Below are 26,483 nucleotides of genomic sequence, written 5' to 3' on the forward strand. Positions count from 1 at the left end.
GAACGAAGACATTGCGTGGCGCATCGGCCGCGCGTACGGCGAATATCTCAAGCCAAAAACCATCGTGCTGGGCGGGGACGTGCGTCTGACCAGCGAATCCCTGAAGCTGGCGCTGGCGAAAGGGCTGCAGGACGCGGGCGTGGACGTGCTGGATATCGGCCTTTCCGGTACCGAAGAGATCTACTTTGCCACCTTCCACCTCGGCGTGGACGGCGGTATCGAAGTCACCGCCAGCCATAACCCGATGGACTACAACGGCATGAAGCTGGTGCGCAAGGGCGCACGTCCTATCAGCGGCGACACCGGGCTGCGCGACGTGCAGCGTCTGGCAGAGGCCAACGACTTCCCGCCGGTTAACGACGCAAAACGCGGCAGCTATAAGCAGATTAACCTGCAAAAAGAGTACATCGACCACCTGCTGGGCTACATCAACGTGGCGAACCTTAAGCCGCTGAAGCTGGTGATCAACTCCGGCAACGGCGCGGCAGGCCCGGTTGTCGATGCACTTGAGGCCCGCTTTAAGGCGCTGAACGTGCCGGTGACCTTCGTCAAGGTGCACAACACGCCTGACGGCAACTTCCCGAACGGTATTCCTAACCCGCTGCTGCCGGAGTGCCGCGACGACACCCGCAACGCGGTAATCGAGCACGGCGCCGATATGGGCATCGCCTTTGACGGCGACTTCGACCGCTGCTTCCTGTTCGACGAGAAAGGCCAGTTTATCGAGGGCTACTACATTGTCGGCCTGCTGGCGGAAGCGTTCCTCGAGAAAAACCCGGGCGCGAAGATCATCCACGACCCGCGCCTCTCCTGGAACACCGTCGACGTGGTGGGCGCCGCGGGCGGTACGCCGGTGATGTCCAAAACCGGCCACGCGTTTATCAAGGAGCGCATGCGTGAAGAAGACGCCATTTACGGCGGGGAGATGAGCGCGCACCACTACTTCCGCGATTTTGCCTACTGCGACAGCGGGATGATCCCGTGGCTGCTGGTGACCGAGCTGCTGTGCCTGAAAGGGCAGAGCCTGGGCGAGCTGGTGCGCGACCGCATGGCGGCATTCCCGGCCAGCGGCGAGATCAACAGCAAGCTGGCGCAGCCCGCCGAGGCCATCGCCCGCGTTGAACACCACTTTGCCCTTCACGCGCTGGAGATTGACCGTACCGACGGTATCAGCATGTCGTTCCCGCAGTGGCGCTTCAACCTGCGCTCCTCAAACACCGAGCCGGTGGTGCGCCTGAACGTCGAATCCCGCGCGGACACCGCGCTGATGGAAATGAAAACTAAAGAGATAATGGCTCTATTAGATAATAATTACTCTTAGGGACTATGTAAGAATGTTTAGTCAATTAATTCAGCAGTCTAGCTCGTTTGTAGCTAGGATATTAGTATCATTAATTTCTCTTCTTCTTAGCGTGGTAATTGTACGGTTGTATACAAAAGATATTGTTGGGGATTTTTTTTTGTTAACCAGTTATTCAACCGTATTAGCCCAAGTATTTTTGTTTGGTATGGCCCCAGCCTTAAATATAATGTCATCCAGAGGCGCTCAGTTAAAAAAAATAATATTAGAGGTAACTAAGAAAAATATAATATCCGCGTTATGTATGCTTTTGTGTGGGTTGATTCTATTGTTTTTCTTTGCTAGAGTAGACTATTCAAGCTTAATTCTGCTTTCGCTTCTTTCAGGCGTACTCTTGATTATTTGTGAAATAATGAAGGGGCAAGGAATGTTTATTCTTTCTCAAGTTTTCAATGGTGGTTTAAATAATCTTCTCTTTCTCGGGTTTATAGTCATTCTTATACAAAATAAAAAAGAAGTAGACTTTGAGGAAATTATTGCATTTTATGCTTTAGCTTATGTGTGCATTATAATAACCGGCGCTATATATTTATTTATTAAATATAAGGAAAATGAGGCGAGAAGCTTAACAGAAAATATCATTACTTATTCAATTATAATGCCGATATTTATATCAACTGTAATTGTATATATGTTCTCACAAATAGATCTATGGTTTGTATCTCGTTTATTTGATAATGAAGTGGTTGCTCAATATGGATTGGCAATTAGATTGACTGCGGTGTTGAGTTTCTCAACTTTGTCAGTTAGAGCAATAGCTGCCGCAAGGATCCCAAAATTGATGAGCAATATTCAGGCATTACAAAAAGACATATCCCTTAGTTGCCTTTTTTCCTTTTTAGTAAGTTTTGCAATATTAAGTGGGATAGTCCTATTTGGAAACTTCTTTATTGGGCTAATTTATGGCAATGGTTATGAATTAACTTGGTATGTTTTGTTAATTTTCTCATTTGGACAGATGATCAATGCTGCAACTGGACCCTGTGATTATTTGCTAAGTCATACAGGTCATGGAAGATATTTGATGATGATCACACTTGTCTCGTTCATATTGTTAATGGTTCTTTTATCGATAATAACCTTAAGATTCAATAGTGTTTTTTTGTACTGTTGTGCAGTTTCTTTCACAATTTGTTTGCAAAATTTGATTATTATGTATGTTGCGTATAAAAAAACGGGTGTAATTTCATTGCCAATGATAAAATATAATAGGGCATATATATCATGACAAAAAAAAGGAATGTTGCAGTCTTGTCATTTATGATGTTATATATCCTCACCAGCCTTATATCTGGGTATCAAACTTTAAACCAAGAGTTTTTCCCTGGTGAGCTTCAGCGATATGTAAGAACTATTACTGATGACGAAGTTGTTATCATAACATCTCTGAATATCATATCATTCATAGTCTGTTATATTATTTTTCTTTTATTTCAGAATTTTAGAATACATTTAAGTAAAAACCATCATTATGAATTGAATGAAAGTCGCATACATTTCATAATTTTTGCAGTGTTAATATCGCAGCTTGCTTTTCTCTACTACACAGGCGTTGGCAAAGTTACTGTAAATGTTGAACAGCGTAGTACTTCATCATTTAGTGCTTTATTTGCAATGTTAAAACCCGAGCCATTTATTTTTTTCTATTTTTTATATTATAGGACGAAGCCGGGGTTTGCATTTATTAAAAACAAGAAATTCGTTTTTAATATATTGTTGTTTATCGCTTTTAAATTCTTTCAAGGATGGACAAGTTTTTTACTTCTACTTTTCTTTCTTGAAGTTCATGCTCGACTGTATCTAACAAAAAAAAGATTAAGGTATATATTGCTCATACCTTTGATTATTATTTTTTTTGGTGGTTGGATTTATCAATATGCTTATGTAATAAAAAACGAAATCAGAGGAGCGAAAGTTGATAGTATAACGTATCTAGAGGGGGTGGAACACTTGGCATCTCGGCTATCGATGAACCCAAACTCACTTGGAGCTTATCAAAATTACTCCAAGGTTATAGATTTATATCAGCAAGAAGGCCTTATATTTAAAGAATCAAAAGCATTACTTCGTCCAATTGTTCCCGGTGGTTTAGTAGATAAAAGTTTCAGGAATATAAATAATAATGTCATGACATCATATACTCCTGATTTGAATCAATTTACGAGTTCAGATTTTGGTATTATAATGTATTATTCAATATTACTTAATGCAAGCTATCCTGATTTCATATTAAGTTTAATAATGACATTTATACTTTTGTTAATCGCAAAAATATTTTTTGACTCAATTAGCGTATATCCTGGACAGTATGATATTTTATTCTTTTTCGTATTGTTCTATACATTTTATACCGTGAGTTTGGAAAATGTGTTCGGGCAAAACTTCATTCCTTATATTTTCAGTTTCGTAATATATTATTTCTTAGGTGGAATTAAGAAAGTACGTTCTGTAAAAAATTAATTCGAGATTGTGCTATTATGATAGTTAAAATGTGGCCACTTCAAAAAGAATCTACGACAAACCAGTATACATCATTAATCCTCCATGATGGGGTAGAATATAAGCCACATGTATGGAATATAAAAAATATCTTGGATTTTAAGTTCGATGTTTTTCATATGCATTGGCCCGAAACTTATTTAAACTTACCTAAGTTTTATCAGCGATTGATAGGGACTTTTCTTGTACTCTTATATTTGATTGTATGCAAAATTTTATCAAAAAAAATCGTATGGACAGTCCATAATTTTAAACCTCATGAAAACCATAATGTTAGGATATCAGAAATATATCGGACACTCCTGGTTCGACTGGTCGATAAATTTATTTTTTTAACCGATGTTAGTAAACATGAGTTCTTGAAGATTTATGACGTCAATGAGTCTAAATTAACTGTAATACACCATCCGCTGTATAAAATCGAAGAAAATTTCTCTAATAATTCCGAAGATAAACACTCCTCACTCGAAAATAAATTTCTTTTTTTTGGTTTGATTCGCCCATATAAAAATGTGGGATTGTTAATGAGAGAATTTATTAAAAATGATGCTGATTCTGCTTTAATAATCATGGGGGGGTGTTCTGATATACTGGCTTCTGAGCTAGTGAGCTTAAAGGAAAGAATTGATTTTAAAGATCGCATAAAATTTAAATTTGGGCGCTATGACGAAAAGAAACTCCAGCAAGAACTAAATGAATGTAAAGGTGTTATAATACCATATTCTGACATAATGAATTCTGGTGTGCTATATCGAGCGATAACTTCGGGTGTAAACGTATTATTGCCTCGTATCAAATATACCGAAGAGGTGATTCATTCTCTTAAATACCAAGGTGCTGTATTCTATGAGCCACCGCTGGATACAGTTGATATACTGAATTTCAGTAACACGACTTTAGATAAATGTAATAAAGTCGATTTCTATACATATAACAAACGCATAAAAGATGCACATTCTGAAGTTTATCAAAATCTGGTTCAAAATAAACGAAGCATAAAATGAAAAAAATACTTATAGTTTGTGATTATTTTTACCCGGCTTTCAAGGCTGGAGGGCCTATCAAAAGCCTCGTGAATATAGCCAAGAATTTTAATAAAACGCATTGCATTACTGTGTTGACCTATAATCATGATATTGATGGTCAGGTTATAAATGAATCTGGAACAGAATTATTTGAAAATAATGTTACTGTTTATTATGCCAAAAGCATGTTAGATTTCACTAAATTTTATTTGAAGCTTTCTAAAACGGTCGACATAATCTATCTGAACAGTTTTTTTTCAAAGAGAACAACTCTTCCTGCATTAGTGCTTAAAAAGAGCGATGCAAAAATTCTATTGGCTCCGCGAGGAGAACTAACTACAGGAGCATTAACGTTTAAGCCATTCAAAAAGAAAATATACATAAAGTTATTTAATTTCTTTGCTAGGCCAAATAAGGTTTACTTTCATTTTACGTCCATTGAAGAAAAAAAAGAATCTTTTATATCCTTAAAGCAAGAGTTTTCTAGTAGTGTCATTCCTAATATGCATGACACGATCCCATCTTATATAAATAAAAACAAAAAAGAAGGTGAGATACATATTTCTTTTGTTTCGCGGATTTCGCCAAAGAAAAATCTTAAGGCAGTTTTATTGTCTCTTTTAAATATTAGGCAAGGAGATGTTTACCTCAGTATTGCAGGCAATGTTGAGGATGAAAAGTATTGGGAAGAATGTAAGCTGATAATAAATCAATTACCACAGAATGTTAAAGTGGAATGCCTTGGTGGGATCAAGCCAGCCCAAGTTGCTGACTTGCTCAAAATTTCGCATTTGTTTTTCTTACCAACATTAAATGAAAATTATGGACATGCCATTGTTGAGTCCATGATTAACTCAAATGTTGTGCTTATATCCGATCAAACTCCTTGGTCCGATGTGCAACATAATGGTGGTTATGTCGCAGGGTATAATGACATTGATACGTTTGAGAAATATATCACAGAATGTATGAGCTTAGATGAATATCAATTCAACAATAAATCGCGACAGGTTTATAATTATGCACTAAATACTTTAGTTAAGGATGAACATAAAATGTCCGCTTTATTTGATGTTTAGTGCCGATTAATGTATCCGGTTTTATTCACATAGCACAGAAAGTGGTATATCTCGATAAGCAGTATTTTATTAGTTGATATCAGTCGAAAATTATATTCAATGTGGCAATAGGTTGAGCTTTTAATTGTTCGCTTTCCCCATATAAAAAACTTCATATAATTGCTTACGCTAGAGGAATTGGTATGTTTAAAGATAAAGTTTTACTTATTACTGGTGGTACTGGTTCTTTCGGAAATGCGGTGCTTAATCGATTCCTTGAAACAGATATTAAAGAAATTCGAGTTTTCTCGCGCGACGAAAAAAAGCAAGACGATATGCGCAAGAAATATAATAACGAGAAGCTTAAATTTTACATAGGCGATGTTAGGGATTATCGCAGTATTCTCAATGCCAGTCGTGGTGTTGACTTCATCTACCACGCTGCGGCGCTTAAGCAAGTGCCATCTTGCGAGTTCCATCCGATGGAGGCTGTTAAGACTAACGTCCTCGGCACTGAAAATGTTCTCGAAGCTGCGATTGCCAACGAAGTAAAACGGGTTGTTTGCTTAAGCACCGATAAAGCAGTTTATCCTATCAATGCTATGGGTATTTCGAAGGCAATGATGGAAAAGGTGATGGTCGCAAAGTCACGTAATATTAATAGCGACAAAACAGTAATTTGCGGTACTCGTTATGGAAACGTGATGGCTTCCCGTGGTTCGGTCATTCCCTTGTTTGTTGATTTGATCAAGACTGGTAAAGCGCTGACGATCACTGATCCAAATATGACTCGTTTCATGATGACCCTTGAAGATGCTGTCGATCTGGTCCTTTATGCGTTTGAGCATGGCAATAATGGTGATATTTTTGTTCAAAAAGCGCCTGCTGCAACGATTGAAACATTAGCCATTGCTCTGAAAGAGCTTCTAAACGTAGAGCAACATCCCATCAATGTCATCGGAACGCGCCATGGCGAAAAGCTTTATGAAGCGCTGCTCAGCCGTGAAGAGATGATTGCTGCCATCGACATGGGGGATTATTACCGTGTTCCCCCTGACCTGCGGGATCTTAACTATGGAAAATATGTAGAACAAGGTGATAGCCGTATCTCTGTTGTAGAGGATTATAACTCCCACAATACGCAGAGACTGGATGTTGAAGGGATGAAAACACTTCTTTTGAAATTACCTTTTATTCGCGCACTGCGCGCGGGTGAACATTACGATCTGGACGCCTGACATGAAAATCCTGATTACTGGAGCTGATGGCTTTATCGGACGTAACCTATGCTTACGCCTTCAGGAAGCAGGGTACAGTGACCTTGTTAAGATTGACCGCGGTTCAAGTGCGGCTGAGCTGGAAAATGGCCTTCAAGAAGCTGAATTTGTCTATCATCTCGCGGGTATCAATCGACCTAAAAACGTCGAAGAGTTTGCCGAGGGGAATAGCAATCTGACTCAACAGATAGTGGATTCTCTTTTAGCCAAGCATAAAAGCATTCCTATTATGATCAGTTCTTCCATTCAGGCAGAACTGGATAATGCTTATGGTCAAAGTAAAGCTGCAGCTGAAAAACAAATTGAACGCTATGCAGCTGAAAGCGGTGCAGCATACTTTATTTATCGTTATCCGAATGTTTTTGGTAAATGGTGTAAGCCTAATTACAACTCGTTCGTGGCGACCTTCTGCCATAACCTTGCCAACAATATTGATATTACAATCAATGATCCATCTGCTCCGGTGAATCTTGTATATATCGATGATGTTTGTTCTGATGCAATAAAACTCTTGTCTGATACGGTTGAAAACGGGTTCAAAACTGTTAAACCAGTTTATTCGACGACAGTAGGTGAGGTGGCGGAATTACTTTATCGCTTTAAGGAAAGCCGTTCCACCCTCGTCACAGAAGATGTGGGGACTGGGTTCACTCGCGCGCTGTATTCAACATGGTTGAGTTATTTACCAGCAGATAAATTTGCGTATACGGTACCGTCTTATGGCGACGACCGTGGCGTGTTTTGTGAGATGTTGAAAACCCCCTCTACGGGACAGTTTTCATTTTTCACAGCGCATCCTGGCATCACACGTGGTGGGCATTACCATCACAGCAAAAATGAGAAGTTTCTTGTCATTCGAGGTCAGGCGAACTTTAAATTTGAACATGTGATTACAGGTGAGAGGTATGAACTGAATGTGTCATCTGATCAGTTCAAAATTGTTGAAACAGTACCTGGCTGGACACATGACGTGACGAATATTGGTGATGACGAATTGATTGTTATGCTCTGGGCAAATGAAATTTTCAATCGTGATGAGCCCGATACTATTGCGAGACCTCTGTAATGAAAAAACTAAAAATTATGTCTGTTGTTGGTACGCGTCCTGAGATTATCCGTCTTTCACGCGTTCTCGCTAAGCTTGATGAACACTGCGAGCATATTCTTGTCCATACTGGTCAAAACTATGATTATGAATTAAACGAAGTGTTCTTTAACGATCTCGGTGTAAGAAAACCTGACTATTTTTTAAATGCAGCAGGGAAAAATGCAGCAGAAACTATTGGTCAGGTTATTATCAAAGTTGATGAGGTGCTTGAATCTGAAAAGCCCGAAGCAATGCTGGTGTTGGGCGACACCAACTCTTGTATTTCTGCTATCCCTGCCAAACGCCGTAAAGTGCCAATCTTCCATATGGAGGCAGGAAACCGGTGTTTCGATCAGCGCGTTCCTGAAGAGACCAATCGGCGCATCGTCGACCATACCGCTGACATCAATATGACCTACAGTGATATTGCACGTGAATATCTTCTGGCTGAAGGCATCCCAGCGGATCGAATTATTAAAACCGGTAGCCCAATGTTTGAGGTACTTACGCATTATATGCCTCAAATCGATAATTCGGATGTACTCTCGCGACTGAACCTGCGTCCGGGAGAATTTTTCGTCGTTAGCGCGCATCGTGAAGAGAATGTTGATTCTCCCAAACAGCTTGTCAAGCTTGCGACCACACTCAATACCATTGCTGAAAAATATGATTTGCCGGTTATTGTATCTACACATCCGCGCACGCGTAACCGAATTAACGAGCAAGGTATTGAATTCCATCCGAATATTAAGCTACTGAAACCGTTAGGTTTCCATGATTACAATCATTTGCAGAAAAACTCGCGAGCTGTGCTGTCTGACAGTGGCACAATCACTGAAGAATCCTCCATTATGAATTTCCCGGCGGTAAATATTCGTGAAGCGCACGAACGCCCTGAGGGCTTTGAAGAAGCATCCGTCATGATGGTGGGACTGGAGTGTGAGCGCGTTCTGCAGGCGCTGGATATCCTGGCAACTCAACCTCGTGGTGAAACTCGTCTTTTACGACAAGTTAGTGACTACAGCATGCCAAACGTATCAGATAAAGTCGTTAGAATCGTTCACTCTTATACAGATTACGTCAAGAGAGTCGTCTGGAAAGAATACTGATGAAACTTGCTTTAATCATAGATGATTACCTGCCCAATAGTACCCGTGTTGGTGCAAAAATGTTTCATGAGTTGGCTCAGGAGTTTATTCGCCGGGGGCATGATGTTACGGTTATCACGCCGGACACCCATCTACAGGAAGAGGTGTCTTTTGACACCTTTCAGGGAGTCAAAACATGGCGTTTCAAAAGCGGGCCGCTCAAAGATGTAGGTAAAATCCAGCGAGCCATTAATGAAACACTTCTTTCCCATCGTGCCTGGAATTCCATTAAAGGCCAGATAAAAAGAGAAACATTTGATGGAGTGGTTTACTATTCACCCTCCATTTTTTGGGGATCTTTAGTAAAGAAAATTAAATCTCGCTGTCAGTGCCCAGCCTATCTGATTTTGAGGGATATGTTTCCGCAGTGGGTGATTGACGCTGGCATGCTTAAAGCGGGTTCGCCCGTTGACCGCTATTTCCGTCTCTTCGAAAGATCCTCTTATCGTCAGGCAAATCGTATTGGGCTAATGTCTGATAAGAATCTGGAGGTCTTTCGTATGACAAACAAGGGCTATCCTTGTGAAGTCCTTCGTAACTGGGCTTCCCTCATGCCTGCTGTGTTACCCACAGGCTATGTGCCATTGCGTCAACGCCTAAGGCTTGAAGATAAAGTCATTTTTTTCTATGGAGGGAATATCGGCCATGCGCAGGATATGGCCAATCTTATGCGTCTCGCACGGAATATGGTAAAGCATCCTAATGCCCACTTTCTTTTTATCGGTCAGGGGGATGAAGTTGAATTGATCAATACATTGGCTGCCGATTGGACGTTGCCCAATTTTACGTATTTGGCTTCAGTTAATCAGGATGAATTTAAATTTATTCTGTCGGAAATGGATGTTGGTCTATTTTCACTTTCAGCTAAACACTCTTCACACAACTTCCCAGGGAAATTGCTAGGATATATGGTTCAGTCTTTGCCTATCCTCGGCAGTGTGAATGCTGGTAACGATTTGCTCGATATCGTCAATCAAAATAATGCAGGATTAATTCATATCAATGGCGAGGATGACAAGCTGCTTGAATCTGCACTTTTAATGCTCTATGACGTTGCTGCGCGCCAACAATTCGGCTCGGGTGCTAATGCATTATTAAGAGAACAATTTTCCGTTGAATCTGCGGCACAAACAATAGAAATGAGACTGGAGGCGAGCCGTGCGATTAATTGATAAGAATCAGCTTGAGACTTTATACGATCAAGCCGGGCAATCTGAACGGTTGCGTTCTCACCTGTTATTACACGAATCCCACCAGGATAAGGTGCAACGACTGCTTATAGCCCTGGTTAAGGGTAGTTATGTCGACCCGCATTACCATGAGCTTCCTCATCAATGGGAGATGTTTATCGTTATGCAGGGACAGGTGCAGGTCTGTTTGTATGGCAAAGATGGCGAAATTATTAATAAATTTGTAGCCGGAGAGAATACAACAATAAACATAGTCGAGTTTTCTCCGGGAGATATACACAGTGTCGAATGCCTCTCTCCAAGAGCATTAATGATGGAAGTTAAAGAGGGGCCATTTGATCCTACTTTTGCAAAGGCTTTCATTTAAAGCCCCTGTGAATCGCATCTTCCGCTATCTACCAGAGCTCATCCTGAGTTAACATCTAGGCCACATTTCAAGCCGCAAAAGTCGCGGCGACCACACCTGACAGGAGTATGTAATGTCCAAGCAACAGATCGGCGTTGTCGGTATGGCAGTGATGGGGCGCAACCTGGCGCTCAACATCGAAAGCCGTGGTTATACCGTCTCCGTTTTCAACCGCTCCCGTGATAAGACCGAAGAAGTCATCGCTGAGAATCCAGGCAAAAAACTGGTTCCTTTCTATACGGTTAAAGAATTCGTTGAGTCTCTGGAAACACCTCGTCGTATCCTGTTAATGGTGAAAGCGGGCGCAGGTACCGATGCAGCCATCGACTCCCTGAAGCCGTATCTGGATAAAGGCGACATCATTATTGATGGTGGTAACACCTTCTTCCACGACACCATTCGTCGTAATCGTGAACTGTCTGCTGAAGGCTTTAATTTCATCGGTACCGGCGTGTCCGGCGGTGAAGAGGGCGCTTTGAAAGGTCCATCTATCATGCCTGGTGGCCAGAAAGAAGCGTACGAACTGGTCGCGCCAATCCTGACCAAAATCGCAGCCGTTGCTGAAGACGGTGAGCCATGCGTGACCTATATCGGTCCTGACGGTGCTGGCCACTACGTGAAGATGGTTCATAACGGCATCGAATACGGCGATATGCAGCTGATCGCCGAAGCCTACTCCCTGCTAAAAGGCGGCCTGAACCTCTCTAACGAAGAACTCGCTGAGACCTTTACCGAGTGGAACAAAGGCGAGCTGAACAGCTACCTGATTGACATCACCAAAGATATCTTCACTAAGAAAGATGAAGAGGGTAAATACCTGGTCGATGTGATTCTGGATGAAGCGGCGAACAAAGGTACCGGTAAATGGACCAGCCAGAGCTCTCTTGATCTGGGCGAGCCGCTGTCTCTGATCACCGAATCCGTATTCGCGCGTTATATCTCTTCTCTTAAGGAGCAGCGCGTTGCGGCATCTAAGGTGCTGTCCGGCCCGCAGGCAAAACCAGCCGGCGACAAAGCTGAATTCGTTGAAAAAGTACGTCGTGCACTGTACCTGGGTAAAATCGTCTCTTACGCGCAGGGCTTCTCTCAGCTGCGTGCAGCTTCAGATGAAAACAACTGGGACCTGAACTACGGCGAGATCGCGAAGATTTTCCGTGCTGGCTGCATCATTCGCGCTCAGTTCCTGCAGAAAATCACCGATGCCTATGCTGAAAATGCGGGTATTGCCAACCTTCTGCTGGCGCCTTACTTCAAACAAATTGCTGACGAATACCAGCAGGCGCTGCGTGATGTAGTTGCTTACGCCGTGCAAAACGGTATTCCGGTTCCGACGTTCTCCGCCGCTGTGGCGTACTACGACAGCTACCGTGCTGCCGTTCTGCCTGCGAACCTGATTCAGGCGCAGCGTGACTACTTCGGTGCACATACCTATAAGCGTACGGATAAAGAAGGTGTGTTCCACACCGAATGGCTGGATTAATTTCCTCGTATTGCCATTCCAACAAGCCCGGTAGCGATACCGGGCTTTTTTATCATATTTAATCTCCTTACTTTATAACGGAATAGATTGCGTGAAAATTCTTGTTACTGGCGGCGCCGGCTTTATCGGTTCTGCAGTTATCCGACATATCATCAGCAATACTCGGGATAGCGTCGTAAACGTTGATAAATTGACCTATGCCGGTAATCTGGAATCCTTACGTGAGGTAAGCGATAGCGAGCGCTATGACTTTGAGCACGCTGATATATGTGATAAAGAGGCAATGGCGCGTATTTTCGCCACGCATAAACCGGATGCTGTAATGCATTTGGCAGCAGAGAGCCATGTTGATCGATCTATTACCGGACCCGCTGCGTTTATTGAAACCAATATCGTTGGCACGTATATCCTGTTAGAAGCTAGCCGTGCCTACTGGTCTGCACTGGATAACGCGGGGAAACTGGCCTTCCGTTTTCATCATATTTCAACCGATGAGGTATATGGAGATTTACCTCACCCTGATGAATATCATGAATCCACGCCATTGCCCCTTTTTACTGAAAAAACGGCATATCATCCAAGCAGCCCCTATTCAGCCTCGAAAGCGTCAAGCGATCACCTGGTTCGTGCGTGGATCCGAACGTACGGACTGCCGGGCATTGTGACAAATTGTTCAAATAACTACGGACCGTATCATTTCCCAGAAAAATTGATCCCGCTTGTCATACTTAACGCTCTGGAAAACAAAGCATTACCTATTTACGGTAAGGGAGACCAGATCCGTGACTGGCTGTACGTTGAAGATCATGCTCGCGCGCTGTATACCGTTTTGAAATCCGGTAAACCCGGTGAAACGTATAATATTGGTGGTCATAACGAGAAAAAGAATATTGAAGTTGTGCACGCCATTTGTGACCTTCTGGATGAAATAGTACCGAAGGAAACATCCTATCGGGAACAGATTACTTACGTAGCGGACAGGCCTGGGCATGACAGACGCTATGCGATAGACGCTCACAAAATTAGCGCCGAGTTAGGGTGGACACCTCTGGAAACGTTCGAAAGCGGTATTCGTAAAACCGTTGAGTGGTATCTGAACAACCAGGAATGGGTTTCTAATGTCAAAAGTGGCGCTTATAAATCCTGGATTGAACAGAATTATGGGGAACGTAAGTAAATGACGAACCGTAAAGGTATTATTCTCGCGGGCGGATCGGGTACACGCCTCTACCCCGTAACGATGGCGGTAAGTAAGCAATTGCTGCCGATTTACGACAAACCGATGATCTACTATCCGCTCTCTACGCTAATGCTGGCTGGCATTAGGGATATTCTGATTATCAGCACCCCGCAGGACACTGCCCGTTTCGAGCAACTGCTTGGTGATGGTAGCCAGTGGGGGTTACATATTCAGTACAAAGTGCAGCCGAGTCCGGATGGCCTGGCGCAAGCTTTTATTCTGGGTGAAGAGTTCATTGGTAAGGATAACTGTGCCCTGGTTTTAGGCGACAACATTTTCTACGGGCACGACCTCCCCAGACTGCTTGAAGGCGCGGCTGGCCAGCAGGAGGGGGCGACCGTATTCGCTTATCATGTTAGCGACCCGGAACGCTATGGTGTTGTTGAATTTGATAAGGACGGTACAGCAATCGGCCTTGAGGAGAAGCCTCAGAAACCTAAAAGTAATTATGCAATAACGGGCCTCTATTTTTACGACAATGATGTGATTGAGATGGCTAAAAGTTTAAGCCCGTCCGACCGCGGTGAGCTGGAAATTACCGACATCAACCGCATCTATATGCAGCAGGGACGATTGTCTGTCGCGATGATGAGACGCGGTTACGCCTGGCTGGATACCGGTACGCACCAGAGTATGATCGAGGCGAGCAATTTTATTGCCACAATCGAAGAGCGACAGGGGCTCAAGGTTTCTTGCCCTGAAGAGATCGCATTCCGTCGAGGTTTTATCGATGCTGAGCAACTTCTTGTGCTTGCTGAGCCACTGAAAAAGACCGGATATGGTCAATATCTTTTGAATCTGACCAAGGGATTAGTCTGATTTGACGCAGTAAGCAGTTTTCCTCTGCTTACTGGCGAATCCCCTTTAAGGTCTTATTGTCGCTGAAAAACAGGCGCTTTGCTTAGTGTAGTGATAAGCCGTTTTGATGAGCAAAAACATTTTTCAAAAATTCTGTAACCTTGACAGTGAATGAGTATTAGCGCTAAAAAACTCTCAGATAATCATTGTGGTGGCCGCTTCAAGGCTACCTAAAACTCAAACATGTAGAAGTCAAATAAATGAAAATAACCATCTCCGGAACAGGCTATGTTGGTCTCTCAAACGGTATCCTGATTGCGCAAAACCATGAAGTGGTTGCGCTGGATATCGTGCAGGCCAAAGTGGATATGCTCAACCAGAAGCAGTCTCCAATTGTCGATAAAGAAATCCAGGAATATCTTGCGAACAAAACGCTGAACTTCCGAGCTACCACGGATAAAGAAGATGCGTATCGTGATGCGGATTACGTCATCATCGCCACGCCAACCGACTACGATCCGAAAACCAACTACTTCAACACCTCTACCGTTGAGGCAGTTATTAAAGACGTGGTAGCGATCAACCCTAACGCAGTAATGGTTATCAAATCGACCATTCCGGTAGGCTTCACCAAATCGATTAAAGAAGAGTTGGGTATTGATAATGTCTTCTTCTCGCCAGAGTTTCTGCGCGAGGGCAGGGCGTTATACGATAACCTGCACCCATCCCGTATCGTGATCGGTGAGCGTTCCGAACGTGCGGAGCGTTTTGCGGCGCTGCTCCAGGAAGGCGCCATCAAGCAAGATATTCCGGTTCTGTTCACCGACTCAACTGAAGCGGAGGCGATTAAGCTTTTCGCTAACACCTATCTGGCAATGCGCGTGGCTTACTTCAACGAGCTGGACAGCTATGCAGAGAGCTTAGGCCTGAACACACGTCAGATCATTGAAGGCGTGTGCCTCGACCCGCGTATCGGCAACCACTACAACAACCCGTCATTCGGTTACGGCGGTTACTGTCTGCCAAAAGACACCAAGCAGCTGCTCGCAAACTATCAGGCGGTGCCAAACAACCTGATTTCCGCAATTGTGGATGCTAACCGTACGCGTAAAGACTTCATCTCGGATTCCATCCTGGCGCGCCAGCCGAAAGTGGTGGGGGTGTATCGACTGATCATGAAGAGCGGTTCGGATAACTTCCGCGCCTCTTCCATTCAGGGGATCATGAAGCGTATCAAAGCAAAAGGCGTGCAGGTCATCATTTATGAACCGGCCATGCAGGAAGACGAGTTCTTCCACTCGCGCGTAATTCGCGATCTGGATGCGTTTAAGAAAGAAGCGGACGTGATTATCTCTAACCGCATGGCGGAAGAGCTGGCTGACGTCAAAGATAAAGTCTATACCCGTGACCTGTTTGGTAGTGACTAAGCGCTAACTGTCGCGCATAAAAAACCCGGCATCTTGCCGGGTTTTCTGTTTTAAACCTTATAGAAACTACGGTACCAGTCGACGAAGTTTTTCACGCCCTCCTTGACGGAGGTCTGCGGTTTAAACCCAATGACGTCATACAGCGCCCTGGTGTCTGCACTGGTCTCCAGCACGTCACCCGGCTGGATTGGCATCATATTTTTTACCGCTTCTTTGCCCAGAGCCTCTTCCAGCGCTGTGATGTAGTCCATCAGCTCTACCGGAGAGCTGTTGCCGATGTTGTATACGCGGTATGGAGCAGAACTGGTTGCAGGTGAACCCGCTTCGACCGTCCAGTCGGCATTGGCCTCGGGAATGACGTCCTGCAGGCGAATAATCGCCTCGGCGATATCATCGATATAGGTGAAGTCACGTTTCATCTTGCCGTAGTTATATACGTCGATGCTGTTACCTTCAATCATAGCTTTGGTGAATTTGAACAGCGCCATGTCCGGGCGTCCCCACGGACCATACACGGTGAAGAAGCGCAGGCCAGTGGTTGGCAGGTTGTACAGATGCGAATAGGTATGCGACATCAGCTCGTTAGCTTTTTTGGTGGCCGCATACAGGGATACCGGGTGGTCCACGGAATCATCAGTGGAAAACGGCATCTTACGGTTAAGGCCGTAAACGGAGCTGGATGATGCATACAGAAGATGCTGAACCTTATTGTGGCGACAGCCTTCAAGCACGTTAAGATGTCCCACAAGGTTGGCATCGGCATAGGCGTGGGGGTTTTCCAGAGAATAACGGACGCCCGCCTGTGCGGCCAGATGAATGACGCGGTCAAATTTCTCATCAGCGAAGAGCGCAGCCATGCCCTCACGGTCCGCTAAATCCAGCTTGAGGAAAGTGAAACGCTCGGATTTCAGTAAGTCCAGGCGTGCCAGCTTAAGATTGACGTCATAATAATCATTGAGGTTATCAATGCCAACGACCTCATGCCCCGCATCAAGCAAGCGCTTGCTGACGTGAGAACCGATAAACCCCGCTGCGCCCGTAACCAGAAATTTCATAGCTTCCCTCATTAAAACAGTGTTCTTGTTGATGCCACAAGACATCAGATTCCGGCTATGATAGCGCGTTGTTCTTCACATACATAACCCATCTTTCCGATATAACTCATCGGATTCTTATAGAAAAATCCGTAGCAACAGATACACTAGGTAGACATGTTTCTTTTTGCCCTTTTTTGATCTGTTAGGGATTGTATGACGCAAAACAACAATAGCCTGGTCACTCGCAGCAATGACCCGGAGCAAATTGATTTACTGGATTTAGTACTACAGCTGTGGCGCGGCAAGTGGGTAATTGGAGCGTTTATTGCTGTTTTTATCGTTCTTGCTGGCGTTTATATCACCATTGCAAAAGAAAAGTGGACCTCGTCGGCGATTATCGCCCAGCCTGACGCAGCGCAAATTGCAACCTACGCGAATGCATTGAATATTCTCTATGGTAGTGCCGCACCCTCAATGCAGGATATTCAAGGTCGCGCTATTGGCCGTTTCAATTCTTCTTTTTCAGCCTTAGCGCAGGCGCTTGAAAACCAGGATGTTCCTGAAAAACTGTCCATCGAGCCTACCGTTAAAGGACAGGCGCTGCCATTAACCGTCAGCTACCAGGCCGAATCGGCAGAAGCGGCGCAAAAGCAACTTGCACAGTATATTCAGCAGGTTGACGAGCAGACGGCTAAAGAACTGACTCTTGATCTTAAGGATAACCTTAAGCAGCAGATCACTACCCTGAACGACTCTCTTCAGAATCAGGAGAAAGTGGCTCAGGAGCAAAAAGATCTGCGTATTAAGCAGATTACTGAGGCGTATAAAAACGCGGAAGCCGCGAAAATTAGCACTCCGCAGCTCCAGCAAACTCAGGACGTTACTCAGGAAACCATGTTCCTGCTGGGCACGGTAGCGCTGAAGTCAATGATTGATAACGAGGCATCCCGTCCGCTCGTTTTCTCAGGTACCTACTACCAGACCAAGCAAAACTTACTGGATATTCAGAACTTGAACGTAAATCCGGAAACCATCCATGTCTACCGTTACGTTATGAAACCTGATTTGCCTGTCCGTCGCGACAGCCCGAAAAAAGCAATCACCCTGATCCTCGCCGTACTCCTCGGTGGGATTATCGGTTCTGGTGTTGTTCTTGGCCGTAACGCGCTGAGAAACTACAGGCCGAAAGCCTGATTAGCAGACAAAAAAAGACCGGGTTTCCCCGGTCTTTTTTATTTGTGTCTCTTACGTAAATTCTCAATCACCGCCGTTAAATCCAGCTCCTGATCCTGAAGCAGCACCAGCAGGTGATACATTAAATCCGACGCTTCGTTCGTCAGCTCCTCCCGGTCATTCACGGTGGCAGCCAGCGCGGTCTCAACGCCTTCCTCACCCACCTTCTGCGCAATGCGCTTGGTGCCGCTGGCGTACAGCTTCGCGGTATACGAGCTCTCGGGATCCGCCGTTTTACGCTCAGCCAGCAATTGTTCCAGCTGATACAGGAACAGCCACTGGTGGCTCGCCTCGCCAAAGCAACTGCTGGTCCCTTTGTGGCACGTTGGCCCAATGGGGTTTGCCAGCACCAGCAGGGTGTCGTTATCACAATCCGGCGTAATGCTTACCGCGTTCAGGAAATGACCGGAGGTTTCACCTTTGGTCCACAGGCGCTGTTTGGTGCGCGAGAAAAACGTCACCTTACCGCTGTCGATCGTTTTCGCCAGTGCCTCCTGGTTCATATATCCCAGCATCAGCACTTCGCCTGATACAGCATGTTGTACAACCACCGGCAGTAATCCGTCAGTTTTTTCCCAGTCCAGCTGCGCCCGTTGTTGCTCTGTTAACATACCCTGATCTCCACGCCCTGGTCGGCCAGGTACGTTTTTAACTCACCAATATTGATAATCTGCTTGTGGAACACGGACGCGGCCAGCGCGCCGTCCACGTTTGCATCGCGGAAGGCATCCAGGAAGTGTTCCATGGTGCCCGCGCCGCCGGAGGCAATCAGCGGAACCCGGCACACGGCGCGCACTTTTTTCAACTGTTCCAGATCGTAACCGTTACGCACCCCGTCCTGGTTCATCATGTTCAGCACGATCTCACCCGCGCCGCGTTTCTGCACTTCCTGCACCCAGTCCAGCGTCTCCCACTGCGTCACGCGCGTGCGGCTTTCATCGCCGGTGTACTGGTTGACGTGATACTTGCCCGTTGCGGCGTCATGCAAGGTGTCGATACCTACTACAATACACTGCACGCCAAAGCGATCGGCCAGACGGGTGATCAGCTCGGGGTCTGCCAGCGCAGGGGAGTTGATGGAAATTTTGTCCGCACCGAAAGAGAGAATTTTGGCCGCGTCGTCAGCGGATTTGATCCCGCCCGCCACGCAGAAGGGGATATCGATCACCTCCGCCACGCGCGCTACCCAGCTTTTATCCACCACGCGGCCGTCGCTGGAGGCGGTGATATCATAAAATACCAGCTCGTCTGCGCCTTCGTCGGCATAGCGTTTAGCCAGCGGAACGATGTCGCCAATGATTTCGTGGTTGCGGAACTGCACGCCCTTAACCACCTGACCGTCGCGCACGTCCAGGCAGGGAATTATCCGTTTTGCCAGCATTGAATCGCCTCCGTTACAGTAAATTTTCCTTCCAGCAGGGCCCGACCCACAATCACACCCTTCACGCCGGTCCCGCGAAGCGCGGCCACGTCGCCAATATCACCGATACCCCCAGAAGACTGGAATGCCACCTGCGGATAACGCGCGCAGACCTCTTCGTACAGCGAAACGTTAGAGCCTGCCAGCGTGCCGTCGCGGGAGATATCTGTGCACAGCACGTGCTTCAGGCCAACGGGAAGATAAATATCCACCAGTTCCTCCAGGGTAACGCCAGAGTTCTCCTGCCAGCCGCTGACCGCGACCTGCTTGTTACCCTGCTCGTCGATGCGCACGTCCAGCGCCAGCACCAGCGCATCCGCGCCGAAGCGGCGGAACCAGCCCTTGACCGTCTCAGGATCTTTTACGGCGGTCGAACCGACCACCACCCGCGCTACGCCAGCGTCCAGCAGTGCCGCAACGTCGTCTTCCGTACGCACGCCGCCGCCAACCTGCACGGGAATGTCCACGCCAGCCACCAGTTTTTTCAGCAGCGGGATCTGGCGTTTCGCCGGATCTTTCGCGCCGGTTAAATCGACGAGGTGCAGCACCTCAGCCCCCTGTGCCGCATACGCCTGGAGACGCGGCAGCGGGTCGTTGCCGTAGTCGCGCTGCTGGCCGTAGTCGCCCTGATGGAGGCGAACCACCGTGCCGTCAATTAAATCTAAAGCGGGAATAATCATCACATCTCCAGGAAGTTTTTCAGCAGCTGTGCGCCGGCGGCGCCGGAGCGCTCCGGGTGAAACTGCACGCCGTAAAAATTATCTTTCTGTACCGCGGCGGTGAACGCCTCGCCGTAACTGCACTGGGCAATGGTGTACGTATTGACGGGCATCGCGTAGCTGTGGACGAAGTAGAAGTACGCGCCGTCTTCGATACCCTGAAACAGCCTGTTGCCCGCCTTCGGATAGACGCGATTCCAGCCCATGTGTGGCAGCGGCAGGCCGTGGTCGGTCATTTTCGGCACATCTTCTTCAATAATCCCCAGCAGGTCGACACCGTTGCTCTCGTCGCTGCGGCGCCCGAGCAGCTGCATGCCCAGGCAAATGCCCAGCACCGGCTGGGTACAGGCTTTGATGAGCTCAACCAGCTCGCGCTCGTGGATCTGATCCATCGCCGCCTGGGCGGTGCCTACGCCCGGCAAAAAGAGTTTATCCGCGCGCAGAACCACGTCCGGGTCGCGGCTCACCGCCGGCTCATAGCCGTGGCGCATAATTGCCGAGCGCACGGAGTTCAGGTTGGCGCAGCCGGTATCCAGAATCACCACGTTCATTACAGCACTCCTTTCGACGAGGGAAGGGCGTCACCGTCAACGCGGATCGCCTGGCGCAGGGTACGGCCAAAGGCTTTGAACAGGCTCTCCACGCGGTGGTGATCGTTTTTACCTTTGGTTTTCAGGTGCAGCGTCAGGCCCATCGTGTAAGTCAGCGAGCGGAAGAAGTGCTCCACCATCTCGGTGCTGAGATCGCCCACGCGCTGGTAGGTGAAGTCGGCTTTGTATTCCAGGTGTGGACGACCGGAAATATCCATCGCGCAGCGCGCCAGGCATTCGTCCATCGGCAGGACAAAGCCAAAACGGTTGATGCCGCGCTTGTCGCCCAGCGCCAGCTTCAGGGCTTCGCCCAGCGCCAGTCCCGTGTCTTCCACGGTGTGGTGATCGTCAATATAGAGATCGCCCTTAACGGTGATTTCCATCCGGAAGCCGCCGTGGGTCGCGATCTGGTCCAGCATATGGTCGAAGAAGCCGACGCCAGTGTGGATCTTGCTCCCGCCTTCGCGATCGAGCCAGACCTTAACGTCGATCTGCGTCTCTTTGGTGTTACGCTCAACGTGTGAGTATCGGTCGCGTCTGGTCAGCTGTTCGCCAATCATCGTCCAGTTAAGCGCGTCACGGCTGTAGCGCAGGCCCGCGATGCCCATGTTTTCCGCCAGGGTGATATCCGTGACGCGATCGCCGATGACGTAGCTGTTCGCTTTATCAAGCGCTTCTTCCGCCAGATAGCGCTCGACGAGCTTCACTTTTGGCTTACGGCAGTCGCACTCGTCGGCAGGCATGTGCGGGCAGATCAGCACCTCTTCAAACACCACGCCCTGCGAGGTCAGCACCTGCATCATCAGGTTATGCGGGCCGTCGAAGTCCGCCTGCGGGAAGCTCGCGGTACCCAGACCGTCCTGATTGGTGATCATCACCAGCCTATAGCCCGCTTTCTGAAGCTTCAGCAGCACCGGGATCACGTCGGGTTCAAACGCCAGCTTGTCGAAGCGGTCGACCTGAAAATCGCTGGGTGGCTCCGATATGATGGTGCCGTCACGATCGATAAAGAGGGTTTTCTGGCTCATACTTTCTCCGCTTTCAGGGCGTCAATCACGCGCTGGCTCTCTGCACGGGTGCCGACGGTAATACGCAGGCAGCCGCTCAGGGAAGGTTGTTTATTCTGGTCTCGTAAGATAATGCCCTGATCCCACAACGATTTAAATATCGCGCTGGAGGCGGTGAAGCGCGCGAGGACGTAGTTGGTTTCCGAATCGAACACCTGCTCCACGCACGGAATAGCCTTCAGGGCGTCGACCAGATACTGGCGCTCTTCAAGGATCTGCGCCACGCGCTCGCGCATCGCTTTAATCCCCTGCGGGGCCAGCGCCTGTGCCGCGATGTCGGCAACCGGCGTTGAAAGCGGGTAAGGGGCGATCACTTTCAGCAGAAGGTCGATAACCGCCTTATTCGCCAGCGTAAACCCGCAGCGGAGGCCGGCGAGGGCAAAGGCTTTGGACAGGGTGCGCAGCACGACGAGATGCGGATATTCTTCAAGCCAGCCCGCCAGCGTCGCCTGCGGGCAAAACTCAATGTACGCTTCGTCAGCCACCACCAGCGCTTTGCCGCGGGTCATCTCCAGCAGGGCGCGAACGTCCTGCGGATCTATAATCTGTCCGGTCGGGTTATTTGGGCTACAGACAAACACCACCTTCACGCCGTCGAGGTTATCGGCGATGCCCAGCAGGTCGAGCTGCCAGTTTTCCAGCGCCTGCACGTTGCGGCAGGCCACGCCGAAGGTTTCGGCGCTGACGCTGTACATCCCGTAGGTGGGCTGGCAGTACATCACCGCGTCTTTACCCGGCTCGCAGAAGGCGCGGATCAGCAGCTCAATGCCTTCGTCAGCCCCGCGGCTGACCAGCACCTGCTCAGGCTTCACGCCCGCGTACTGCGCGTAGTTTTCGATCACCGCTTTCGGCTGACACTCCGGGTAGCGGTTCAGCGTCTGCTGCGACAGCTCGAAGGCCACCGCCGTTGGATACTCGTTAGCGTTCAGCCAGACGTCGCCGTTTCCGCCCAGACGGCGCGCGGACTGATAGGGCGTCAGGCGGCGGACATTTTCGCGGGCTAATTCTTCAATGTTCATGCTTGCTCCTTCAGGGCGGCAACGCGCAGCGTCACGGCATTTTTGTGGGCGGTCAGGCGCTCGGCGGCGGCCAGGGTTTCAATGGTCGACGCGAGCGAGGCAAACCCCTCGCGGGAGAGTTCCTGCACGGTCATGCGCTTCTGGAAATCTGCCAGCCCCAGGCTTGAGCAGGTTGAGGTATAGCCGTACGTCGGCAGCACGTGATTGGTGCCGGAGGCGTAATCCCCGGCGGACTCCGGAGACCAGTCGCCGAGGAACACCGAGCCGGCGCTGGTAATGCCGTCAACCAGCTCGCGCGCGTTGCGGGTCTGAATAATCAGGTGCTCCGGGCCGTACTGGTTGGAGATGGCAATACACTGGTCGAGATCGCGAGCCACAATCAGTCGGCTGGCCGATAGCGCCTGACGCGCCGTTTCCGCGCGCGGCAGGTCGGCAAGCTGGCGCTCAATGGCCTCGCCCACGCGTTTTGCCATATCGGCATCCGGCGTCAGTAAAATCACCTGCGAATCTGGGCCGTGCTCGGCCTGCGAGAGCAGGTCAGAGGCCACGAAGTCTGGCGTGGCGCCGCTGTCGGCGATCACCAGTAATTCAGACGGCCCGGCAGGCATATCAATCGCGGCGCCATCCAGACGCTGGCTGACCTGGCGCTTTGCTTCGGTAACGTACGCGTTGCCCGGGCCAAAAATTTTGTCGACCTTGGGAACAGACTCCGTTCCGAACGCCATGGCGGAAATCGCCTGCGCTCCGCCCACCTTATATACCGCCTGCACGCCGCACAGTTTTGCCGCGTAGAGGATCTCATCGGCAATCGGTGGGGGAGAGCACAGCACCACTTTCTGGCAGCCGGCAATGCGTGCCGGGGTTGCCAGCATCAGTACGGTCGAAAACAGCGGAGCAGAGCCGCCGGGAATATAGAGGCCGACGGAGGCCACCGGGCGCGTCACCTGCTGGCAGCGCACGCCGGGCAGGGTTTCCACGTCCACGGCCTGCAGTAACTGCGCGGTGTGGAAGGTATCAATATTTTTCACCGCGACGGCCATCGCCTGTTTGATCTCGTCCCCAAGGCGGCTTTCCGCCTCGGCGATCTCCTGGGCGGTAACCCGTAACTCGTTAACCTCGGTTTTATCAAACGTTGCGCAGTACTCGCGCAGGGCATCGTCCCCGCGGGCTTTGACGTTGTCGAGGATCTCCGCCACGGTGCGGGTGATGCTTTCAGAGGCGGAAATGGCCGGACGCATCAGCAGCTCGCGCTGCTGCGCGTCGCTGCACGTATTCCAGTCGATGATTGTGTTAAAACGCATGGCCGTTACTCCATCATCTTCTCAATTGGCAGCACCAGAATAGAGCTTGCCCCCAGCGCCTTCAGTTTTTCCATGGTTTCCCAGAACAGGGTTTCGCTGCTGACCATGTGCATCGCCACGCGCTGCTGGTCGCCCGCCAGCGGCAGGATGGTTGGGCGCTCGGCGCCCGGCAGCAGGGCAATTACCTCATCCAGACGTTCGGTTGGGGCGTGCATCATGATGTATTTGGACTCACGCGCCTGAATCACGCCCTGAATGCGGGTCAGCAGTTTGTCGATGAGCTGCTGTTTGGCGTCGGCCATGTCGCCGTCGCGCTGGATAAGGCACGCTTTGGAGCGGTAGATAACCTCCACTTCGCGCAGGCCGTTCGCTTCCAGCGTGGCGCCGGTGGAGACGAGGTCACAGATGGCATCGGCCAGGCCCGCACGCGGAGCTACTTCCACGGAGCCGTTCAGCAGGCAGGATTTGAACTGAACGCCTTTTTGATCGAGGTAACGCTTCAGCAGGTGAGGGTAAGAGGTGGCGATACGTTTCCCGTTCAGCGCGGCCGGGCCGTCCCACGCTTCATCAACCGGCGTCGCCAGCGACAGGCGGCACCCGCCGAAGTCCAGGCGGCGCAGGGTAAAGTAGCGCGGATCTTCACCCTGAGCGCGGCGGGTGAGCAGCTCTTCTTCCAGCACGTTTTCGCCGATGATGCCGAGGTCAACGACGCCGTCCATCACCAGGCCAGGAATATCGTCATCACGCACGCGCAGAATATCGATCGGCATATTTTCAGCCAGGGCGATTAGGCGCTGGGTGTGCAGGTTAATTTTAATCCCGCAGCGGGCCAGCAGTTCGCGTGAATCGTCGCTTAAACGGCCTGATTTTTGAATAGCTATGCGTAAACGTGCGTTATCTAACATTCTGTGTTCCTCATTAACCTGTAATAACCTGTCTGAATGCGGTCCAAAAAAAAGCCCCCGGAAGGCGATCTTCCGGGGGCTTTTTCATGCGTTCATGCACCACTGGAAGATCCAAACGTCTTCCAGCACACATCGCCTGAAAGACTAGTCAGGATGATGGTGATGATGGTGGTTTTTAAATGGAACGCGTGTCATATAAATTCTCGTTGAATGCTTATGCATTTGATGTCTTTTAACCTAAACCAGTTGTACGCCAGAAAGCAAGGGCTTTTTTTTGATCATTAATTCATTTCATATTGATGCTATGAATTGTGCGTTCCATCAGGCTGGCGTAGCCTTATAAAAGGCGGAGTTAAGCGGAGAATGTACATGAAAAAGGTCGCGATTGTCGGTTTAGGGTGGTTAGGAATGCCGCTGGCGATGTCATTAGCCGCGAAAGGCTGGCAGGTGACGGGGAGTAAGACCACGCGGGACGGGGTTGAAGCGGCGCGCATGTGCGGCATTGAGGGCGTCGAGCTGCGTCTCGAACCCGAGCTTATTTGCGATACGGACGAGCTGGATGAGCTGATGAATGTGGATGCGCTGGTGATTACCCTGCCGGCGCGGCGCAGCGGGCCGGGAGAGACGTTTTACCTGCAGGCCGTACAGGAGATTGTGGACAGCGCGCTGGCGCACCATATTCCGCGCATCATCTTTACCAGCTCCACGTCGGTTTATGGCGACATCGACGGCACGGCGAAGGAGAGCACCGAGCGCCGTCCGGTGACCGCCAGCGGCCGGGTGCTGAAAGAGCTGGAGGACTGGCTGCATAACCTGCCCGGCACGCAGGTGGATATTTTACGCCTCGCCGGGCTGGTGGGGCCGGGGCGTCATCCGGGACGCTTCTTTGCCGGAAAATCGGCGCCGGACGGCCAGCACGGCGTCAATCTGGTGCATCTGGCGGACGTTGTCAGCGCGATAGAGCTGCTTTTACAGGCTCCAAAAGGGGGGCACATCTATAATATATGTGCGCCTTCGCATCCGCCGCGCAGTACCTTTTATCCGCTGATGGCGCGCCAGCTTGGCCTGGCTCCGCCGGTATTCAGCGATGCGCAGGGCGATCGCAAAGGCAAAATTATTGATGGCAATCGCATTTGCCATGAGCTGGGGTTTGAGTATCAGTATCCCGATCCGCTGGTTATGCCGATGGAATAACTG

General features: G+C 48.8%; 26 protein-coding genes and 1 other annotated feature. Of the genes, 16 read left to right on the forward strand and 10 right to left on the reverse strand.

Going from position 1 to position 26,483, the window contains the following annotated elements; translation table 11 throughout:
• The 14 genes from cpsG to ugd form a co-directional block, all read left to right on the forward strand.
• Positions 1–1,321, forward strand: a 1,321-nt coding sequence (gene cpsG / locus IM304_RS07695; protein WP_193362875.1) for a phosphomannomutase CpsG, incomplete at its 5' end; no start/stop codon positions are given.
• A gap of 13 nt (positions 1,322–1,334) precedes the next feature.
• Positions 1,335–2,588: an MATE family efflux transporter gene (locus IM304_RS07700; protein ID WP_193356767.1), complete on the forward strand. Its 1,254-nt coding sequence runs from the start codon at positions 1,335–1,337 to the stop codon at positions 2,586–2,588.
• A complete protein-coding gene (gene wzy, locus IM304_RS07705; RefSeq protein WP_193362876.1) occupies positions 2,585–3,820 on the forward strand; it encodes an oligosaccharide repeat unit polymerase in 1,236 nt (411 codons plus the stop codon). Before IM304_RS07700 ends, wzy begins: the two co-directional genes overlap by 4 nt.
• A gap of 17 nt (positions 3,821–3,837) precedes the next feature.
• A complete protein-coding gene (locus IM304_RS07710; protein WP_193355854.1) occupies positions 3,838–4,863 on the forward strand; it encodes a hypothetical protein in 1,026 nt (341 codons plus the stop codon).
• Positions 4,860–5,963, forward strand: coding sequence for a glycosyltransferase (locus tag IM304_RS07715; protein WP_193355853.1), 1,104 nt, complete (start codon positions 4,860–4,862; stop codon positions 5,961–5,963). Before IM304_RS07710 ends, IM304_RS07715 begins: the two co-directional genes overlap by 4 nt.
• 182 nt (positions 5,964–6,145) lie before the next feature.
• Positions 6,146–7,180, forward strand: coding sequence for a UDP-N-acetylglucosamine 4,6-dehydratase/5-epimerase (gene fnlA / locus IM304_RS07720; RefSeq protein WP_193355852.1), 1,035 nt, complete (start codon positions 6,146–6,148; stop codon positions 7,178–7,180).
• A gap of 1 nt (position 7,181) precedes the next feature.
• Positions 7,182–8,285: an NAD-dependent epimerase/dehydratase family protein gene (locus IM304_RS07725; protein ID WP_193355851.1), complete on the forward strand. Its 1,104-nt coding sequence runs from the start codon at positions 7,182–7,184 to the stop codon at positions 8,283–8,285.
• The gene (wecB, locus tag IM304_RS07730; protein ID WP_193355850.1) at positions 8,285–9,415 is read left to right on the forward strand and encodes a non-hydrolyzing UDP-N-acetylglucosamine 2-epimerase; all 1,131 of its coding nucleotides are present in this window, start codon (positions 8,285–8,287) and stop codon (positions 9,413–9,415) included. Before IM304_RS07725 ends, wecB begins: the two co-directional genes overlap by 1 nt.
• Positions 9,415–10,626, forward strand: a complete 1,212-nt coding sequence (locus IM304_RS07735) for a glycosyltransferase family 4 protein (protein WP_193355849.1) — start codon at positions 9,415–9,417, stop codon at positions 10,624–10,626. Before wecB ends, IM304_RS07735 begins: the two co-directional genes overlap by 1 nt.
• The gene (locus IM304_RS07740; RefSeq protein WP_193355848.1) at positions 10,613–11,011 is read left to right on the forward strand and encodes a WbuC family cupin fold metalloprotein; all 399 of its coding nucleotides are present in this window, start codon (positions 10,613–10,615) and stop codon (positions 11,009–11,011) included. Before IM304_RS07735 ends, IM304_RS07740 begins: the two co-directional genes overlap by 14 nt.
• A 112-nt stretch (positions 11,012–11,123) precedes the next feature.
• Positions 11,124–12,530, forward strand: coding sequence for an NADP-dependent phosphogluconate dehydrogenase (gene gndA / locus IM304_RS07745; RefSeq protein ID WP_006811221.1), 1,407 nt, complete (start codon positions 11,124–11,126; stop codon positions 12,528–12,530).
• 91 nt (positions 12,531–12,621) lie between these two features.
• A complete protein-coding gene (rfbB, locus tag IM304_RS07750) occupies positions 12,622–13,707 on the forward strand; it encodes a dTDP-glucose 4,6-dehydratase (RefSeq protein WP_193355847.1) in 1,086 nt (361 codons plus the stop codon).
• A complete protein-coding gene (gene rfbA / locus IM304_RS07755) occupies positions 13,708–14,589 on the forward strand; it encodes a glucose-1-phosphate thymidylyltransferase RfbA (RefSeq protein WP_193355846.1) in 882 nt (293 codons plus the stop codon).
• A 239-nt stretch (positions 14,590–14,828) separates the two neighbouring features.
• On the forward strand, positions 14,829–15,995 hold the full coding sequence (ugd, locus tag IM304_RS07760; protein WP_148418217.1) for a UDP-glucose 6-dehydrogenase: 1,167 nt from the start codon (positions 14,829–14,831) through the stop codon (positions 15,993–15,995).
• 50 nt (positions 15,996–16,045) lie between these two features.
• On the opposite strand, the gene IM304_RS07765 is transcribed toward ugd, so the two are convergent.
• Entirely contained in the window at positions 16,046–17,050 is a 1,005-nt protein-coding gene (locus IM304_RS07765; protein ID WP_193355845.1) for an NAD-dependent epimerase, read from the reverse strand.
• 195 nt (positions 17,051–17,245) lie between these two features.
• On the opposite strand from IM304_RS07765, the gene wzzB reads away from it, so the two are divergent.
• The gene (gene wzzB, locus IM304_RS07770) at positions 17,246–18,226 is read left to right on the forward strand and encodes an LPS O-antigen chain length determinant protein WzzB (RefSeq protein WP_193355844.1); all 981 of its coding nucleotides are present in this window, start codon (positions 17,246–17,248) and stop codon (positions 18,224–18,226) included.
• 38 nt (positions 18,227–18,264) lie between these two features.
• On the opposite strand, the gene hisIE is transcribed toward wzzB, so the two are convergent.
• The 9 genes from hisIE to hisL form a co-directional block, all read right to left on the reverse strand.
• Positions 18,265–18,876: a bifunctional phosphoribosyl-AMP cyclohydrolase/phosphoribosyl-ATP diphosphatase HisIE gene (gene hisIE / locus IM304_RS07775; RefSeq protein WP_176609952.1), complete on the reverse strand. Its 612-nt coding sequence runs from the start codon at positions 18,874–18,876 to the stop codon at positions 18,265–18,267.
• Positions 18,870–19,646 (reverse strand): imidazole glycerol phosphate synthase subunit HisF, encoded by a 777-nt coding sequence (hisF, locus tag IM304_RS07780; protein WP_193355843.1) that lies wholly within the window; start codon positions 19,644–19,646, stop codon positions 18,870–18,872. Before hisF ends, hisIE begins: the two co-directional genes overlap by 7 nt.
• Complete coding sequence (gene hisA / locus IM304_RS07785) at positions 19,628–20,365, reverse strand: 1-(5-phosphoribosyl)-5-[(5-phosphoribosylamino)methylideneamino]imidazole-4-carboxamide isomerase (RefSeq protein ID WP_193355842.1); 738 nt, start codon at positions 20,363–20,365, stop codon at positions 19,628–19,630. The genes hisF and hisA overlap by 19 nt, the downstream gene beginning before the upstream one ends.
• Positions 20,365–20,955, reverse strand: a complete 591-nt coding sequence (gene hisH, locus IM304_RS07790; protein ID WP_193355841.1) for an imidazole glycerol phosphate synthase subunit HisH — start codon at positions 20,953–20,955, stop codon at positions 20,365–20,367. The genes hisA and hisH overlap by 1 nt, the downstream gene beginning before the upstream one ends.
• Complete coding sequence (gene hisB / locus IM304_RS07795) at positions 20,955–22,022, reverse strand: bifunctional histidinol-phosphatase/imidazoleglycerol-phosphate dehydratase HisB (RefSeq protein WP_193355840.1); 1,068 nt, start codon at positions 22,020–22,022, stop codon at positions 20,955–20,957. Before hisB ends, hisH begins: the two co-directional genes overlap by 1 nt.
• Positions 22,019–23,080 carry a histidinol-phosphate transaminase gene (hisC, locus tag IM304_RS07800; RefSeq protein WP_193355839.1) on the reverse strand — a complete coding sequence of 354 codons (1,062 nt, stop codon included), beginning with the start codon at positions 23,078–23,080 and terminating at the stop codon, positions 22,019–22,021. The genes hisB and hisC overlap by 4 nt, the downstream gene beginning before the upstream one ends.
• Positions 23,077–24,381: a histidinol dehydrogenase gene (gene hisD / locus IM304_RS07805; RefSeq protein ID WP_193355838.1), complete on the reverse strand. Its 1,305-nt coding sequence runs from the start codon at positions 24,379–24,381 to the stop codon at positions 23,077–23,079. Before hisD ends, hisC begins: the two co-directional genes overlap by 4 nt.
• A gap of 5 nt (positions 24,382–24,386) precedes the next feature.
• A complete protein-coding gene (hisG, locus tag IM304_RS07810; RefSeq protein ID WP_148418207.1) occupies positions 24,387–25,286 on the reverse strand; it encodes an ATP phosphoribosyltransferase in 900 nt (299 codons plus the stop codon).
• 45 nt (positions 25,287–25,331) lie between these two features.
• Positions 25,332–25,455 (reverse strand) — a sequence feature (His leader region).
• Positions 25,431–25,481, reverse strand: a complete 51-nt coding sequence (hisL, locus tag IM304_RS07815) for a his operon leader peptide (RefSeq protein ID WP_099516347.1) — start codon at positions 25,479–25,481, stop codon at positions 25,431–25,433. It overlaps the preceding feature by 25 nt.
• Before the next feature lie 174 nt (positions 25,482–25,655).
• Between hisL and IM304_RS07820 the strand changes: the two genes are divergently transcribed.
• Positions 25,656–26,480: an SDR family oxidoreductase gene (locus IM304_RS07820; RefSeq protein ID WP_148418206.1), complete on the forward strand. Its 825-nt coding sequence runs from the start codon at positions 25,656–25,658 to the stop codon at positions 26,478–26,480.
• The last annotated feature ends 3 nt before the right edge of the window (positions 26,481–26,483 follow it).

It is taken from the genome of Enterobacter cloacae complex sp. P40C2 (assembly GCF_014930695.1).
Taxonomy (GTDB): Bacteria; Pseudomonadota; Gammaproteobacteria; order Enterobacterales; family Enterobacteriaceae; genus Enterobacter; species Enterobacter pasteurii.

Excerpts from the sequence above, each read along its gene's own strand:
- IM304_RS07700 (WP_193356767.1), top strand. The coding sequence starts at position 1,335 with ATGTTTAGTCAATTAATTCAGCAGTCTAGCTCGTTTGTAGCTAGGATA.
- wzy (WP_193362876.1), top strand. The coding sequence starts at position 2,585 with ATGACAAAAAAAAGGAATGTTGCAGTCTTGTCATTTATGATGTTATAT.
- IM304_RS07710 (WP_193355854.1), top strand. The coding sequence starts at position 3,838 with ATGATAGTTAAAATGTGGCCACTTCAAAAAGAATCTACGACAAACCAG.
- IM304_RS07715 (WP_193355853.1), top strand. The coding sequence starts at position 4,860 with ATGAAAAAAATACTTATAGTTTGTGATTATTTTTACCCGGCTTTCAAG.
- fnlA (WP_193355852.1), top strand. The coding sequence starts at position 6,146 with ATGTTTAAAGATAAAGTTTTACTTATTACTGGTGGTACTGGTTCTTTC.
- IM304_RS07725 (WP_193355851.1), top strand. The coding sequence starts at position 7,182 with ATGAAAATCCTGATTACTGGAGCTGATGGCTTTATCGGACGTAACCTA.
- wecB (WP_193355850.1), top strand. The coding sequence starts at position 8,285 with ATGAAAAAACTAAAAATTATGTCTGTTGTTGGTACGCGTCCTGAGATT.
- IM304_RS07735 (WP_193355849.1), top strand. The coding sequence starts at position 9,415 with ATGAAACTTGCTTTAATCATAGATGATTACCTGCCCAATAGTACCCGT.
- gndA (WP_006811221.1), top strand. The coding sequence starts at position 11,124 with ATGTCCAAGCAACAGATCGGCGTTGTCGGTATGGCAGTGATGGGGCGC.
- rfbA (WP_193355846.1), top strand. The coding sequence starts at position 13,708 with ATGACGAACCGTAAAGGTATTATTCTCGCGGGCGGATCGGGTACACGC.
- ugd (WP_148418217.1), top strand. The coding sequence starts at position 14,829 with ATGAAAATAACCATCTCCGGAACAGGCTATGTTGGTCTCTCAAACGGT.
- IM304_RS07765 (WP_193355845.1), bottom strand. The coding sequence starts at position 17,050 with ATGAAATTTCTGGTTACGGGCGCAGCGGGGTTTATCGGTTCTCACGTC.
- wzzB (WP_193355844.1), top strand. The coding sequence starts at position 17,246 with ATGACGCAAAACAACAATAGCCTGGTCACTCGCAGCAATGACCCGGAG.
- hisIE (WP_176609952.1), bottom strand. The coding sequence starts at position 18,876 with ATGTTAACAGAGCAACAACGGGCGCAGCTGGACTGGGAAAAAACTGAC.
- hisF (WP_193355843.1), bottom strand. The coding sequence starts at position 19,646 with ATGCTGGCAAAACGGATAATTCCCTGCCTGGACGTGCGCGACGGTCAG.
- hisA (WP_193355842.1), bottom strand. The coding sequence starts at position 20,365 with ATGATTATTCCCGCTTTAGATTTAATTGACGGCACGGTGGTTCGCCTC.
- hisH (WP_193355841.1), bottom strand. The coding sequence starts at position 20,955 with ATGAACGTGGTGATTCTGGATACCGGCTGCGCCAACCTGAACTCCGTG.
- hisB (WP_193355840.1), bottom strand. The coding sequence starts at position 22,022 with ATGAGCCAGAAAACCCTCTTTATCGATCGTGACGGCACCATCATATCG.
- hisC (WP_193355839.1), bottom strand. The coding sequence starts at position 23,080 with ATGAACATTGAAGAATTAGCCCGCGAAAATGTCCGCCGCCTGACGCCC.
- hisD (WP_193355838.1), bottom strand. The coding sequence starts at position 24,381 with ATGCGTTTTAACACAATCATCGACTGGAATACGTGCAGCGACGCGCAG.
- hisG (WP_148418207.1), bottom strand. The coding sequence starts at position 25,286 with ATGTTAGATAACGCACGTTTACGCATAGCTATTCAAAAATCAGGCCGT.
- IM304_RS07820 (WP_148418206.1), top strand. The coding sequence starts at position 25,656 with ATGAAAAAGGTCGCGATTGTCGGTTTAGGGTGGTTAGGAATGCCGCTG.